The sequence below is a fragment of the Cohnella sp. OV330 genome (assembly GCF_900112065.1).
Lineage (GTDB): Bacteria > Bacillota > Bacilli > Paenibacillales > Paenibacillaceae > Cohnella.
Genome location: NZ_FOKE01000003.1, coordinates 483,233 through 498,456, shown reverse-complemented (window position 1 = coordinate 498,456; position 15,224 = coordinate 483,233). Strand labels below are relative to the sequence as shown.

12 protein-coding genes are annotated in these 15,224 nt (G+C 62.7%); 1 reads left to right on the top strand and 11 read right to left on the bottom strand.

Going from position 1 to position 15,224, the window contains the following annotated elements:
• Positions 1-60 precede the first annotated feature (60 nt).
• The 8 genes from BM235_RS09205 to BM235_RS09170 all read right to left on the bottom strand — a co-directional run bounded on the left by BM235_RS09205 (position 61) and on the right by BM235_RS09170 (position 10,994).
• Positions 61-2,352, bottom strand: coding sequence for a DUF6259 domain-containing protein (locus BM235_RS09205; protein ID WP_090111895.1), 2,292 nt, complete (start codon positions 2,350-2,352; stop codon positions 61-63).
• Positions 2,353-2,376: 24 nt separating this feature from the next.
• Positions 2,377-3,201 carry a carbohydrate ABC transporter permease gene (locus tag BM235_RS09200; RefSeq protein WP_090111893.1) on the bottom strand — a complete coding sequence of 275 codons (825 nt, stop codon included), beginning with the start codon at positions 3,199-3,201 and terminating at the stop codon, positions 2,377-2,379.
• A gap of 32 nt (positions 3,202-3,233) precedes the next feature.
• Positions 3,234-4,121: a carbohydrate ABC transporter permease gene (locus BM235_RS09195; protein WP_090111891.1), complete on the bottom strand. Its 888-nt coding sequence runs from the start codon at positions 4,119-4,121 to the stop codon at positions 3,234-3,236.
• Between the two features lie 109 nt (positions 4,122-4,230).
• On the bottom strand, positions 4,231-5,679 hold the full coding sequence (locus BM235_RS09190; RefSeq protein ID WP_255374251.1) for an ABC transporter substrate-binding protein: 1,449 nt from the start codon (positions 5,677-5,679) through the stop codon (positions 4,231-4,233).
• Positions 5,680-5,718: 39 nt separating this feature from the next.
• Positions 5,719-6,843 carry a DUF4185 domain-containing protein gene (locus BM235_RS09185; RefSeq protein ID WP_255374250.1) on the bottom strand — a complete coding sequence of 375 codons (1,125 nt, stop codon included), beginning with the start codon at positions 6,841-6,843 and terminating at the stop codon, positions 5,719-5,721.
• Positions 6,844-6,871: 28 nt separating this feature from the next.
• Positions 6,872-7,981: a glycoside hydrolase family 172 protein gene (locus tag BM235_RS09180; protein WP_090111889.1), complete on the bottom strand. Its 1,110-nt coding sequence runs from the start codon at positions 7,979-7,981 to the stop codon at positions 6,872-6,874.
• Between the two features lie 120 nt (positions 7,982-8,101).
• On the bottom strand, positions 8,102-9,772 hold the full coding sequence (locus BM235_RS09175; protein ID WP_090111887.1) for a ribulokinase: 1,671 nt from the start codon (positions 9,770-9,772) through the stop codon (positions 8,102-8,104).
• A gap of 139 nt (positions 9,773-9,911) precedes the next feature.
• The gene (locus BM235_RS09170; protein ID WP_090111885.1) at positions 9,912-10,994 is read right to left on the bottom strand and encodes a glycoside hydrolase family 172 protein; all 1,083 of its coding nucleotides are present in this window, start codon (positions 10,992-10,994) and stop codon (positions 9,912-9,914) included.
• 185 nt (positions 10,995-11,179) lie between these two features.
• Between BM235_RS09170 and BM235_RS09165 the strand changes: the two genes are divergently transcribed.
• A complete protein-coding gene (locus tag BM235_RS09165) occupies positions 11,180-12,076 on the top strand; it encodes a helix-turn-helix domain-containing protein (RefSeq protein WP_090111883.1) in 897 nt (298 codons plus the stop codon).
• A gap of 109 nt (positions 12,077-12,185) precedes the next feature.
• On the opposite strand, the gene BM235_RS09160 is transcribed toward BM235_RS09165, so the two are convergent.
• The 3 genes from BM235_RS09160 to BM235_RS09150 all read right to left on the bottom strand — a co-directional run bounded on the left by BM235_RS09160 (position 12,186) and on the right by BM235_RS09150 (position 15,168).
• Entirely contained in the window at positions 12,186-13,394 is a 1,209-nt protein-coding gene (locus tag BM235_RS09160) for a sn-glycerol-1-phosphate dehydrogenase (protein WP_255374249.1), read from the bottom strand.
• Between the two features lie 86 nt (positions 13,395-13,480).
• Positions 13,481-14,500 carry a sensor histidine kinase gene (locus BM235_RS09155; RefSeq protein WP_090111881.1) on the bottom strand — a complete coding sequence of 340 codons (1,020 nt, stop codon included), beginning with the start codon at positions 14,498-14,500 and terminating at the stop codon, positions 13,481-13,483.
• Complete coding sequence (locus BM235_RS09150; protein ID WP_090112262.1) at positions 14,497-15,168, bottom strand: response regulator transcription factor; 672 nt, start codon at positions 15,166-15,168, stop codon at positions 14,497-14,499. The genes BM235_RS09155 and BM235_RS09150 overlap by 4 nt, the downstream gene beginning before the upstream one ends.
• Positions 15,169-15,224 lie beyond the last annotated feature (56 nt).

Sequence of the window (15,224 nt, the reverse complement as noted above, 5' to 3'; positions counted from 1 at the left end):
ACTATATAGCTAGCCGAGATTAAACGACGGCCCGGCACGTCCTTATGCCGACCAATGCCTTCATCGTACCACGCCTTCTTCGCGATGAATCGGGCCGGACAGCTCGATCAGGAGAAGCGCCCGCGCCGGAATCCCGAATGCCAAGCTGCCGTCAGGCTCGCGCTCGAGCAGCGGGACGTCCGCGGTCTCCGCTCCGTGCAAGGACGCCTCGATACGCGACATCCCATAGTCGGCGGGATCGATCCCAGCGCTCACTCGCTGCGGATCGCCGCTCGCGTTGGCGAAGAACAGCCCGACGCTCTCCTCCTTATACCGCCAGACCGAATGAACGACGGCGTCCACCGTCAGCGTGCCCGCGTCGTTGTATTCCGGCGACTCCGTGCCGTGGTTATAGTGAAACCAGTCCAGCGCGACGCGGGGCGGCTTGAATTCGAGCGGGCGCAGCATCCGACCGAACGCCCAGTACTTGTTCGCCGCGCCGACGCGAAGCCGCGCATAGACGCCGACGTAATCCGCCCGCGATTCATCGAAGGCATAGCCCCTCGGCTCGAACGTATAATAGTGCTCCTCCGGCGCGTTCTCCGCGCCGTCCAGCGACTCCATCGGGCTGTACTCGTAGTTGAGCTCGTACAGGCCGCCCCATAGATACGTGCGAGCGACCGTAAAATAGAACAGATCGCCGATCTCCCGCGCGAGCTTGCCCCAGCCGTCAAGGCGCAAGATGCCGTAGTCGTGGTACACGTAGGCAAACAGGGGGATCAGCTCCGCGTCCCCGCTCTTGAGCAGGTCGCGCATCGGATAGATCTCCAGCGGCGCGGCCGGCTGGCCGCCCGCGCGCGCCTGGTAGAAGTCGATGCGTCCGAGCATCGTCTCGTTCATCATTTCCGTGCCCATCGGGACGTACCGGCCTGCGATGCTGTCCATGGCGGCCTTCGTGTCCGCGTAGTTGCGGCGATAAGCCTCCTCGATCGCGCGCCCTGCGCCGACCGGATGACCATGGGTTTCGTCCATGCAAACCTTGAGAATGTTGTTCGCCGAGATATCGTAATAGATCGCGTCGACGTCGGTCGTCCGCGCGAGCTCCGCGTCCCGCCGCACGTGAAAATCGTGCGCGTACGGATGGGCGGGGCACAGAAAAGGAAAACGGTACGCATCGATGCTCTTCTTGTTGTCGGGAAAAACCTGCGCGGCCGCGCGGCCCAACTCGCCGTCGGCGCCTCCGAAATGGTACAGATAGTCGAACTCGAAGGGCGCGTACTTGTCTCCGTATTGTTTCATGACGTCCAGATTGGCGCGATTGAAGCGGGTCGGGAACCAATCGGCCATGCCCCCCGGCACGCCGCTGCCGAACGTCTGGGGCGCGTTCGTCCAGTCCGGTCCGAGCACGTGGAACATCGGCGTGCCGATGCGCGCGTGGTAAGCATGCAGCCAAGCCGTCCGATCCGCACCCGCGTTGATGCCGAACGTAGCCGCGCCCATGTCCCTGAACAGCCAGGCGCCGTCCTCGTCCGCGCGGTCCGCGAGCTTGCCCTTCGCGCACCAGAACTGCCGCTCTGCCCACTGCCTGTAGCGCTCCGCCGCTTCGTGCCAGCCCTCTCCGTCCAAGAGGGCGGCCTGCACTTCGTACGGCGGCGCGATACCCTTGCCCGCGCCGATATCCTCGCATCCGTGGATGAAGGACGCTTCCAGCAGACCGCCGCCGTTTTTGTAGAAATTCAGCCACTTGGGATGCCCGTTCCCGTCTGGCGCCGCAAAGTACAATCCGCCCCTGCCCGCGCCGTAATAGGCGAAAAACTGCATCGATGCGCCGGAAAAACTCTCGGGATACGGCATGTACCGGAGACCGGCGCCGTTCGCCGAGAAATGCTTCATCGGATTGCGCACGAGGACGCCGGTCGCGAACGGATGCGCGATATAGTCCTGCTCTCCGCCCGCCGTCAGCGAGACGAGATCCGGAAACACCGGATATTCCAGGCTGTGCAGGCGCCCCTGCGACGCGTTGTCCGCCGAGCAGCGAAAACGGAGCGTCTCCGCTTCCGCCTCCAGCGAGACCTCCGCGCGCACCGTGACGCCGCCGGACGTCCGCCAGACGAGCGCGACGCCGCGCTCTTTCCCCGCCTGTCCCTGCGTTTCCCCGGCCTCATTCCCTTCCGTCTCGCCGGTCCACGACCATTCGAACGATTCGAAGTCTTCTTCGAAGCCGTCGTCCGTCTCCACCCGGAACGCGACGACAGGCGCGGCGCTCGTTCCCGCCGTATAATCGATGCCGCGCCTCAGGTCCCGAAGACCCCGAATCGCGCCGTCGCGCTCCCCCAATTCCAGACGCAGCCGTTCATTTTCCAGTACGATCATCGATAGCCGCCTCCGCGCGCCCGCTTATTTCAACCCGGATATCTTGATGCCCGAGATGATGTGCTTCTGGAAGATCAGGAACAGGATAATCGTCGGCAGCGCGGACAAGGCGGAACCGGCCATGAGCATCCCCATCTCGGTCGCCCGCTCGGAGCGGAACGTGTACAGGTACTGCATGATCTGGAACAGGTTCGGGTTGGTGATCGTCATCGTCGGCCACACGAACGAATTCCAGTAACCCAGGTACGACCCGATCCCGACGATGACGAACACGGGGAACGACATCGGCAGAAAGACGGCCGTGAAGATCTTGATCCGTCCGGCCCCGTCGATCAGGGCCGCCTCCTCCAGCGCGAGCGGAATGTTCAAGTAGAACTGCCGGATAAAAAACATATGGCCCGCCGAGGCGACCCCGGGAAGCACGAGCACCCATAGCGTATCGAGCATGCCCATCTTGTTCACGACGATAAAGGAGGTGAGCAGGATCGCCATGCCGGGAATGAACATCGTGGTGATGACGTACACCCAGAGGAACCGCTTGAACCGGAAATCAAGCCTGGCGAAAACATAAGCGGCCGCCGAGTTGACGGCGAGGCTGAGCACGGCGAACAGGACGGCGCCGCCGAACGTGACCGCCATCGACTTCAGGAACGTCCCGTCGCCGAGGATGTCCGTGTAGTTTTGCACGAGCCAGCGCTTCGGGAAAAAGCGGAACGGCGTCGCCAGCACCTCCGCCCGCTCCTTGAAGCCCGCGATGACGACCCATAGCAGCGGGAAAAGCGCGACCAGCGTCACGACCGCCGAGATTGTCGCGATCAGCGACTTTTGCAAGCGAGTGAGTGTATGCATGCTAGGCATCCTCCTTTCTGCGGTAGCGCGGATCAGCCGTCGACGGCTTTCTCCGAATTGAGCACTCTGAAAATGACAGCCGAGATGCTGCCCAGCACCACGAATAGCAGGAGCGAGGCGGCGATCGAATTGCCGACCATCACGTCGTTGCGGAAATGATTCAGGATGTACAGGTTGGGCGTCACCGTCTCGCTGAGCGGACCTCCGTTCGTCATGACGAGCGACAGCTCGAACTGCGAGATCTGCGCAGTAAAGCCGGTGACGAGCAAATAAAGAATGACGTTGCGCATGAGCGGGATCGTGATATGGCGCATCTTGGCCCAAGTGCCGGCCCCTTCGAGCGCCGCCGCCTCGTAATAGCTCTCCGGAATGTCGTGCAGGCCGGACAGCATGATGAGCGCGGTGAGTCCGAAGCCCAGCCAGACGGCCGGCACGGCGATGCTCGGCAGCGCGGTGCCCACCTCCGCCAGCCAGGCCTTCGGCTCCATGCCGAACCAGCCGAGAATATAGTTCGCCAAGCCGGCGGTATAGTCGTAGATGAAGACGAAGATGACGGAGGCGACGATCCCCGAGATGATGGTCGGGATGTAGATCGACGTCTTGACGAAGCCGGAGAACCGGGGCGACAGGTTCTTGACGACGTTCGCGAACAGGAAGGCCAGGATCAGCATCGCGGGCACGACCATCAGCGCGAACTTGAGGCCGGTCCAGACCGATTCGAGGAACAAGTCGTCCGTCAGGACAAGGTAATAGTTGCGTACGCCGACGAACGCGGATTCCTGATAGAAGCTCCAGTCGTAGAAGCTCACGACGAGCGCATAGAAAAACGGAATGACGACGAAGATCGTCAGCAAAATCAATATGGGCGCGAGCAGGAGATAGGCAGGGCCGTTGTCCCGCTTCGTTGGGGTCTTTCGCATGCTTGATCACCGCCATGGCTCGGGATGAGGACGCGAGGACGGCGGACGCGCGGCGTCCGCCGTCCTCGCGCATGTGCCTGTCTTGCGGAGGAGTCGTTCCTCTCGCGCTTTATGCCCGCGGATTCGTGCCGGCGAGCTTGTTTTTCGCGATGAAGTCGTTGACGTCCTTCTCCGCCTTGGCGATCGCCTTGTCGACGCTGGTCCCCTTCATCGCGGATTCGATCCCGGTGGACACCGCCAGGGCGACGTCCCACGGATAGAGCGGCTCCGCCTTCGCGTACGGGATGATCTTCTCCGCGATCAGCGCGCGCCACGTATCCTTGGAGGCGTCCGGATCGGTCTTCATCGCCTCGTCGACGGACTTGCGCGGCGAGAACTTGGAGAACTGCGCCGACTTGAAGAAGTCGATCATGATCTGCGGGTCGCCGGCCAGCAGGTACGAGATGAAGTCGGCAGCCTGCTGAGGGTGGCCCGCCTTGCCGTCGACGGCGAGCGTCCAGCCGCCGAGCGTCGCCGTCGGCTTCGTCTGGTCGCCGTCGATGGAGGCCATCGGGGCGATGCCGACTTTGTCGATCAGGTTCTTGTAAGAGTTGCGAAGCTGGCCGATCGCCCAGGAGCCGCAAATCTGGATCGCGACCTTGCCCTCGCCGAAGCCCTTGATGTCCGCATAGGGCGCGAGCTGCTGCTTCGGCATGGCGCCGGATTGATAGGCGTCCTGATAGAACTTGTAGAGGGCCTTGTAACCGTCGTTATTGATGTCGGCCTTGGACCAGTCGTCCGTCAGCGCAAGATGGCCCGCGGCGTTGTACTGCAGCCCCCAGCTCGACCAGCCCAGGTCCGGCGCGTTCTGCGCGATCGAGAGTCCGAACACGCCCTTTTTCGTCAGCGCCTTGGCGTCTTCGAGCAGCTCCGCCCAGGTCGTCGGCGGCTTCTCCGGGTCGAGGCCGGCCGCCTCGAACAGATCCTTGCGGTAGAACATGACGGACGAAGGCTCGACGAGCTTCGGATAGGCATAATATTTGCCGCCGACGTTGACGAATTCCTTGACGTTGTCGTACAGGTCGTCGAAGACGGCCGGGGCCATGAGATCGTCGAGCGGCAGGATCTGTCCCGTCTTGGCGGCGTTGGCGATGTTGCCGTAGCTGATCGTGCGGATCTCCGGCGCCTTGCCAGCGGCTTGGGCGGCCTTCATCTTCTGGTCCCAGGCGTCGCCCGGCACGATCGTGAGCTTGATCTCGACGTTGCTCTGGGACTTGTTGTACGCGTCGACGTACTTCTTGAACCAGGCGTCGGTCGTATCCTCGAATTTCTGCGTCCAGAAATCGATCTTGACCTTCTCAGCGGGCGCGGCGCTCTCCGAGGCGCTCGCGGATGCCGACGGAGATGCGGATGCGGACGCGCTCGGACTTGCGGCAGCGCTGGAACTGGCCGATGCGCTCGGGCTGGCCTCGCCCGAGCCGTTCGAGCCCCCGCAGGCCGTGACCGCGAGCGACAAAGTCAGGAGCGCGGAAGACATCGCCGTCAGAGATTGGAGCTTTTTGCCCTTTTTAGCGTGCATGAATTAAGTCCTCCCTATTTTCGTTCTCTGTTTGCGCTTTCATTTTTCGAGCGTCGCCTTGAACCAAAAGACGTTGTACGGATCCCAAAGCGACAGCGAGAAGTAGATCGTCTTTCCGTCGCCTTCCGCGTAGCGGTCGTTCATGTACGGTCCGTACAAACCGGGCTGCTCTTCTTTCGTTACGAGATCGATCGCTTCGCCCCATGGTCCCCATGGCGCCAAGCCTTCGCGGATGACGACGCCGCGCCCTTCCTGCAGATAGGTCATGATCCACCGTCCGAGATAGGCGTTCCATACGACGGACAGCTCTCCTGCCGTATCGTCCACGACGGTGGCGGCCTGCGCCATGTCCTCGCTCCAGATGGGCTTTTGCATGTCATCCAGGCCTGCGTAATACTTGTAGGCCCACTGCCGCTCGATGTCGGCCTCCGCGACCTTCATCAGCTTCACGCCGCCGAACCGTCCGGCCGGGATGCACCAGAAGTAGATTTCCGATTGGCCTCCGTCCGAATTCACCTTATAAGGACTCACCTGGATAAAGCCGCTGTCGCCCGGCCATCTCACGCCGTCCATCAGCGTCCAGTTCTGTCCTTGGTCCGCGGACTTGGCCAAGCTCGCGTAGCCCGCATCCCACCGGCCCGGGTCGCCCCAATGGCTCACCGACATGTAGTACAGGTAGAGCGCGCCGTTCGCCGCCACGCCGTGCGTCGGAATCTTCGTCATCTCGTCGTAGTCGATTTTCCTGGAAGGGAGCAGCTCCTTGGCCGTGCCGTCCTCCTCCGCGATCATGCCGTTCAGCGCGATGCCGTCCGACGGATCGTCGTCTTTCGTGAATCCGAGCGTATTGGATCGCCAGAAGCTTCCGCCGCCGCCGATCTGGTCCGCCGACCTTTCCCCGAACGTGTCGCCGAAGACGAAGTACGTCCGGTCGCCGTCGTTCATCATAGAGCCCAGATCGGTGCCGTAGACGGCATAGCGGTCGGTCTTGTTCGGCGAATCCGCCCCCGTGATCTGCGATACTTGCAACACGCCCGAGATGCCGCGCAATACAAAGCTTTTGCCCGCAGACGTCAGCATCGGATCTTCCGATGAGCCGCTCGCGCAGCCGGTCAGCGCCAGTAAAAGAACGGCGGCCAAGGCAGCCGAGCTCGCGATGGGCTTCAAGCCCCCACCTCCTTTCGCAACATGGGCATTACGGATTCGAATGGCCGAAGATGCGGCCCAGCGAGGCCGGATCGAACGGCTTGATGTCGGGCAGCGGCAGCCGGCCGGCGACGCCGGGGAGCGCGGGAAACGCTTGATGCGGCTCGCTCTGGTACCAGTAAGCGGTGGAAGAGACGTCGTCGCTGCGGTGATTGTTGTGGCCATGCTCGATCGTGACGCGGATGTTGGAATCGAACATGACCGGATCGAGGACGTGATAGCGATAGGTAGAAATTTTGCCGCTCCAATTGGGGCCGCCGCCGAGAATGATGCCGTGATAGGGCGTGCACACCTCTTGCTGCGGACACCACGCGGTATTAAAGTAATCCTCCATGCCCGTGCCGTGCAGCGTAGGCGGCCAAGGCTCGCCGTCGATGAAGATCATGTCGTCGCCTTCTCCGTACCAGTTCCATTCCCGCGTCTCGCGAAGATTGTGCACGTTGAAGTTGCATCCGATGTAGTGACCCTTGCCCGCCGCCTCCAAAATGACGTAATTGCCGTCGCCCGTCGTGTTTTTGCCGCCGAATTCGAATTCGGCGTTGTCCGCGCCATTTTCCGAGATGCCTTCCGTCGGGCATTCCCGCCGCCACTGGGCATGGAAGCGGAGCTCTCCCGCCGGCAGGCTGTCGTAAGCCTCATAGTCAACGTAGAAGTAAAATTTGATCGGATGGTCGGCCTCGCTCTCGACCGCGATCCGGGCGCCGCTCGCGAACGGCATCCGGAAGAAGCAGTTGAACGCCTTGCCGTCCTCCGGACTCATCATGAGCGCCGCCGACGTATAGTTTCTGGTGATGCCGTGTCCCATCCCGAAGAAATCGCCGATCGGCACCTCCACGCTGGGCTCGGCTTCGCCGTCCCAATACATGCGCAGCACGATTTTGCGGGGAAGATAAGCCTCCTCGGCAGGCGCGTCGGTCGCCATCGTCATCCAGATGTGCGTGATGGCGCCCGCGCCCTGGAGGGTGCAGATCTCCGCGTTGTCGCCCGGCCGGATCGAGAAATAATCTTTATTGCCTCCGGTGCGATCGTAGCTGGATTCGCGTTTTCTTTTGCCGATTCTGGACCGGCTGAGCGTCGATAAGCTTTGCTGCATTTCCATGGGAACGTTCTCCTTTGTGTCTGGGAGTGCGGATGCGTGCAAGCGGGCAACAGGACCGGTTCATGAGCGTAATCCGGCGATTCGGCAATCGATTGCAGATCGGGAAAAAGGGGGTGTCGCTTACGAGGAACTGCGCCGCTTGAGCGCTTTTAACCGCTTCATCATGTCTTCTTCGCGGCCGAACCAATCGTGCAGCCGGATATACTCGTCGTACAGCCGGTCGTAGACGAGCGCTCGACCGCGATCCGGCTTGAACGTCTCCTCGCGGACGCGGGCCATGCGCCGCGAGGCATCGGCGATCGTCGCGTATCCGCCGCGCTCGGCTCCCGCCGCCACCGCGCCGAACATCGCGGCGCCGAGCGCGGCCGTCTCGGCCGAGTCCGCGATGCGGATCTCGCGCCCCGTCGCGTCCGCGTAGATCTGCATGAGCAGCCGGTTGCGCCGGGGCAGGCCGCCGCATGCGTAGAGCTCGTCGATGGCGACGCCGCCCGCGGCCAGCGCCTCGATGATACAGCGCGTGCCGAAGGCCGTGGCCTCGAGCAACGCGCGATAGATCTCCTCGGGTTTGGTCTGCAGCGTCAGGCCGACGATCAGGCCGGAAAGATCGGCATTCATCAGCACCGACCGGCTGCCGTTCCACCAATCGAGCGCGAGCAGGCCGGTCTCGCCCGGTTCGTACGCCGCCGCTTTGGTTTCCAGCAGCTCGTGGACGGAGACGCCTGCCTCCGCGGCCTCAAGCTGCGCGTAGCCGGGCACCGCTTCGTCGACGTACCAAGCGAAGATGTCCCCGACGGCGGATTGGCCCGCTTCGTAGCCGTAATAACCCGGCACGATGCCGTCCTCCACGACGCCGCAGATCCCTTCCGCCGGCGCCTCCCGCTCGCTCAGCAGCAGGTGGCAAGTCGAGGTGCCCATCGCCAGCACCAGCTTGCCCGGCGACACGACGCCGACGGCGGGCACCATGGCGTGCGCGTCGATATTGCCTACGGCGACGGCCGTGCCCGGCCGCAGGCCCGTCAGCTCCGCCATTTCCCCCGAGAGCCCGCCTGCCCTGGCGCCGAGCGGCGCGATCGGTCCTCGGAGCTTCGTCTCGTAGAAGTCCGATAGTCTCGGATCAAGCGCAGCGAGAAAGTCCGCCGGCGGGTAGCCGTCGCCCTTGTGCCACAGCGCCTTGTAGCCTGCGGTGCAGCTGTTGCGGACGAGGCTGCCGGTCATCCGCATGACGACCCAGTCCGCCGCCTCCATGAACAGGTCCGCGGCTTCGTACACGTCCGGCGCTTCGTTCAGGATTTGCCACGCCTTCGCCAGCATCCATTCGGACGACGTCTTGCCGCCGTAGCGGGCGAGGAACGCTTCGCCGCGCCGTGCCGCAGCCTCGTTGATGCGGTTCGCCTCGTCCTGGGCCGCGTGGTGCTTCCACAGCTTCGTCCAGCTATGCGGCCGATCCCGCCATTCGGGCCTCAGGCAGAGCGGCGTCCCGTCGGCGTCCAGCGGCAGCATCGTGCATGCGGTGAAGTCGATGCCGACGCCGATGACGCTACCCGGATCCGCTCCCGCCGCGCGGAGCACGGCGGGAACCGATCGCCGCAGCACTTCGATATAATCGTCCGGATGCTGAAGCGCCCAATCCGGCTCCAGCCGCAAACCGGAGCCCGGCAGCGTCTGGTCGATCACCCCGTGCGGATATTCCGTCACGTGGGTGGCGAGCTCTTCGCCGCTGCCGATGTCGACGAGCAGCGCGCGGCCTGACGCCGTGCCGTAATCGATGCCGAGCGCATACTGCTTTTTCACCGGGTTCCTCTCCTTTCTGGCTCATGTCTGTCTTGTGCGTTTGCGTGGCTCGTTGCTGCAATCGATTGCAGAAAGCTGTCGAACGGAAGCGGACAACGGATGTCCGGTCTGCTGCCCGCCCTTCGCTCTTCGTCCTTCGCTAAATGACCTCGCGTGCGTCGTTATCCGGCAGCGGCGGATGCGGCGCGTGCGGCTCGGACTGGTACCAGAACGCAGTCGACGCGATGTCGCTCTGCTGCGGTAGGTAACGGCCGCCCGAACGCCAGCCCAAATCTTGAATCGTCACCCGCAGATCGCTGTCGAAGCGGATCGGATCCATCACATGCCAGCGGTACATGCCGAAGCACTGTTGGCTGCGATACAGACCGTCGGGCTTAATGGCCTGATGCATGCCCAGATAGGCGGTCGAATAAGTCCGATACGTGCCCTGCGGCTGTTCCCAATTCCAGGCGCCGCCGAAGTAATCCTCGGTCCCCGTGCCGCAGATCGTCGGGTGCTCCTTATCTCCGTCCATATAAAACTTGATCTCGCCTTCGCCCCACCAACCCGTATTGTTCACCTGCCAGGCTAGGTAGACGCCGACGTAATGGCCTTTGCCGCGGACCCCGTCCAGGATCGTATGCACGTCCTTGTATGCGACCGGGCTGCTGCGACGCCACTGCGCATGGAAGTATGCCGCGTCTTCCGACACCTCGGTGAGCGTGTAGTCGATCTGGTAATAGAGCACGGCCTTATCCGGATTTCGGTTTTCCATCGTGATGCGCGCGGATCGGCGGAAGGGCATCTGCCAGTAGCTGTTGAAGCCGCCCGCCGGATTGACCGCGATCGGCAGCGAATTGACGTCCGCGCGCTCCTGCCATCCGTTGCAGAAAAAGTCGCACATCGGCACTTCGACGGAAGGCTCTTCCTCGTCGTCCCAGTAAACGCGCAGAATCATGTTGCGCCAATGATGCGGCGCGCCCGTCATCCATATATGCTGGATGGCCCCCGGCCCTTCGATCTCGCCCATGACGAAGGTGGCGTTCGGCCCGATCTCGACGGAAGGAGACACCTTCCAGCCGACGCCGAGCTCGCGCGCGCAGTTCGCGCCCGTCCCTTCGGTCGCCATGGCCCCCTGGCCTTTGCCGCCGGTAAAGTTCTCGGCGCTTATCGAACGCGACTTCGCGTCCGACAGCCTCGCCAGATTGCCGAGGCCCAGGTTCAGTCCGTTAAAACCGTTCAATGCAGCCAGCTCCTTTTCCCATGCGAATCGCGTATGCCGTAGCCAGGATCGGCGTCCGGGATTATAATAAAGCTTGCTATCCGTGATAGCGCTTGCAACAAAGATATTAGCAAATTGTTAAGGGAAGTTCCTTATTGCGGATTGTGATTATTTATCCAATCTTGCTTTTATGGAGGAGGAACATCATGGTCGCTGCACCCGATGCCGTGCGCGAGCTGATGAGACAGATGTCTCCCAACGTGCGCCGGGCCTGGAACCATCGCGCCGTCGGCATGCAGCTCAAGCCGCGCATCATTTTCGACTACGAGCTGCTCTATCTGGAAAAAGGCGAGCTGCGGCTCCGCATCGAGGACCGGCTGCATACGCTCGCGCCCGGCGACATTTTGCTGCTGAAGCCCGGCGTCGAGCACGAATTTCTCGGCTCGTCGGGCGAATGCTGGATGCCGCATATTCACTTCGACGTCCTGGACGACGCGTCGTTCGAGGACGTCCCCGTCAACTTCAAGACGCGCGCCGAATGCTCCGAGGCCGAAGCCCGGCTTATTCGCCCCGATCACCTGGGGAGCGTGCTCGGCATGCCCGACGTCATTCGGATCGGCGGACACGGAGAGATCCATCGGCTGCTGATGAAGCTGATCCACGCTTACGACCGGAGAGACGAAGCGTTTATCGTGCTGCAAAAATCGCTCGTCCTGCACATCCTGCACCTGCTGCTCACGGGACTTGAGGCGCAGCACAAGGCACACTTAAGCCTGCACGAAAAAACGCTGGAGCAAGCGGTCACCTACATCGTCGACCACTACAACCGGACCGTCAGCCTGGAGGAGCTGTCCAAGCTGGCCTGTCTCAGCGTGTTCCACTTTTCCCGCCTGTTCAAGGAGAAGTTCGGGCTGTCGCCGCATCAATTCCAGGTCCGGCAGCGGATGGAGAAGGCGAAGGGCTTCATGATCTACGGCCGGCGCTCGCTCACCTCGATCGCGGAGGAGGTCGGGTACGGAAGCGTGTACGCGTTCAGCAAGGCGTTTAAGCAGGCGGAGGGCGTGTCGCCCCGGCAGTACATTCGCGCGTATCTGGGAGAGTGAGGGGCTGGCAGGCGGGTTCGCGGGGCAAAGTGGTCTTGGTTGGAACTTCTTGCGGCTTAGCGACTCAAAAACTGCTCCGCCGCCGGCTTGCGGCAGCGGAGCAGCTTCTTCAGGGTCTGCCGTTGATGAGACGCAGCAGCGTCTTGCGGCTTGGACGGATCTCGTCCGCTTCGCGCAGCGAACGCGCGACCAGCTCGTCGCCGATGCCGAGCGCCTCCGGCAACGCAGGCCCGCCCGCGATCCGCAGCAGCTCCCGGATGCGCGCCGCATCGGGGAGCTCGCCGAGCCAGCCGGCAATCTCCGGCAGCCTGTCGCCAAGCCGCAGGGCAAGCGCAGCAGCAGGACCCGAAGCCTGCGGCTCCGATGCTTGTCCCAGCCAGATGCGGTAATGGTCCGCGATAACGGCGCATGCCGCGCCGACCTTAGCCCCGTGGAGCACCTGCCGCCGCCCCGTCCGCAGCAGCTCCATTTCCCAATAATGCGACAGATGATGCTCGGCGCCCGAGGCGGAATGAGACTGGCCGAAGATGAGCATCGCGAGTCCCGATACGATCAGCGCGCGCGTCAGCGTCTCGATGCCCGCCGGCGTCAGGCCGCCGATCGCCTCGACGTTCGCGACGCATTCTTCCAGCGCCATGGCGGTCAGCTCGGCGACATACGGATCGTAGTCCTCGCCGCCGATTTCGTGTCCGACTTTCCAGTCGAACAAGGACGTGTACTTGCCGAGCATATCGCCGAAGCCGGCTGCGACCATCGCGCCCGGCGCCTGCGCCAGAATATCCGTATCCGCGAAAATCGCCGAAGGGCCGATCGCCGGGACCGTGATTTTGTCGCCGCGAATGAGCAGCGGCGCGCCCTTCGAGGTAAAGCCGTCGACCGACGGCGCCGTCGGCATCGAGACGAACGGCAGGCCCGACGCGTATGCGGCATAGCGCGCGATGTCGTGCAGCGTGCCCGCGCCGACCGCTACGGCGACGTCCGCTCCGTGCTTCTGGATGTCCAGCAGCGTTTGCACGATTGACGCTTCGTCCGCCACGACGTCGTCCGCCGCGTTCGGCTTTACGAGCGTCGCCTCGGCGACGATCCCCAGCCCGCGGAGCGCCTCGGCCAGCCCTTCGCCGTTCGCCGCTGCCATCGTGATCGGGTCGCCGACCAGCAGCACGCGACGATGGCCCTTTTCCTTCAAGTAGACCGGCAAACGCGCGGCCGCGCCCGGCGCTAGGACGATCTCGTCCGGAAAAGCCACCTTGGACAGACGAATGCCTCTCGCCGCCGCCCCTTGCTGGACGAATGCGACGATATCGGTATGTTGGTTCACGGTGTCGATCCTCCTCCTCTAGATGCCTCGCACTTCCTCCACCTAGTAAACGCCTATTCGCGACCCGGTGCAAGGGCAAGTTTGTCTCAGCGCGGACCGACGTCCATGTACGATCTGAATTTCGGAAAATGAATCGTAAGCCGCGTGCCCGCGCCCGGCTCCGAGCTTACCGACAGCCGATGCCCGAGCTTGTGCGCCATCTGCCGTGCCAGGTAGAGGCCCAGGCCCGTAGATTTGGCATGATTGCGGCCGTTCGTCCCCGTGAAGCCCTTGTCGAAGACGCGGCCCAGCTCCTCCGGCGGAATCCCGATACCGTCGTCCTCGATCCACAGCCGCTTCTCCGCCGCGTCCTCGTCCCAGCCCGCCGCGATCCGGCCCTGCTCCGGCGTATACTTAAGCGCATTGGCCATAATCTGCTCGACGATGAAGGCGAGCCACTTGCCGTCGCTGTGCGCACGGAACTCCCCCTCCTGAATCTCGAAGGCGATCCGTTTGTTGATGAACAGCTTGGCGTATTTTCGCACGCTGGCCTTGACGACCGTCTGCAGCGGCAGTTCGGCGATAAAGTAGTCTTTGGAAAAGGAATCGATGCGCGAGAAATACAACGCCTGCTCCACGTAGCTGTCGATCTTGGCGATCTCGTCCTCCAGCTTGTCCGCGAGCGGCTCGGGCAGCGCCTCCTCCCGCTCGAGGAGCAGCCGAACGGCGGCGATCGGCAGCTTCACCTCGTGAATCCAGGACATGACGAAGTCCTGATGCTCGCGAATCTCGGCCCGCAGACTGTTCAGCCGTTCCTCGTGCTCGTCCTGACGACGCCGAACGAAGGCCAGCAGCCGGGCTTGTCCCTGCGTCTGCGGCTTCGGCAGATGGTCGACCTTGACGTCCCTGCCGTCCATGCTCAGCTCAATCTCCCGGTAAAACCCTCTTCGGTGCAAGTAGCCCGCGCATGCATATACGATCGTAAAAACGATGCAAGCGGAGGCTGTATACAGGACGGTGCCCGAATCGACGCCGCTGACCGCCATCATCAAGGCGACGAATGCCGTCAGGCCTGCCGCGAACGCAAAAAAAGGCGCTTTGTCTCTGGCATAATCGGCGAATGTCATGGCACGATGTACCCCTGTCCTTTGCGAGTCGCGATGAAATCCTCACGGCCCAGCTCCGCCAGCTTCCGACGCAGCCGTCCGATGTTGACGGTCAGCGTGTTCTCGTCCACGAAGCTCTCGTCCTCCCAAAGCGCGCGCATGATCTTCGTGCGGCCGACGATGGCGCCTTTGTTCCGCATGAGGAGGCTCAGGATCGCGAATTCGGTCTTGGTCAGCTCCGCCCGGCTGTCGCCCCGCATGACAGTCCCGTCCTTAAGGTCGAGCACGACGCCGTCGTGCTCGATGACGCTGGCGGGCGCATCGAGATAGGTATACGTCCGCCGAAGCAGGGCCTGGATCTTGGCTACGAGCACGTCCATATGAAACGGCTTCTGCACGAAGTCGTCCCCGCCCATATTCATGGACATGACCATGTCCATCGGCGTGTCCCGCGAGGAGAGGAACAGGATGGGGACCTTAGACATCTCCCGAATCCGGCCGCACCAGTAGAAGCCGTCGAACGAAGGCAGGTTGATGTCCATCAGCACCAGATGCGGCGACTCCCGGACGAATGCCGCCAGCACTTGGCCGAAGTCTTCCGCGAGACAAGTCTCGAAGCCCCACTTGCCGAGCGCTTCGGCGATCAGCTCCCGGATCGTCGGATCGTCCTCGACGATCATGATTTTCATGCTCATACGCTTGCCTCCCCAGGCCGTTCGCCTTTTCGCATGAGTCATTCATACCA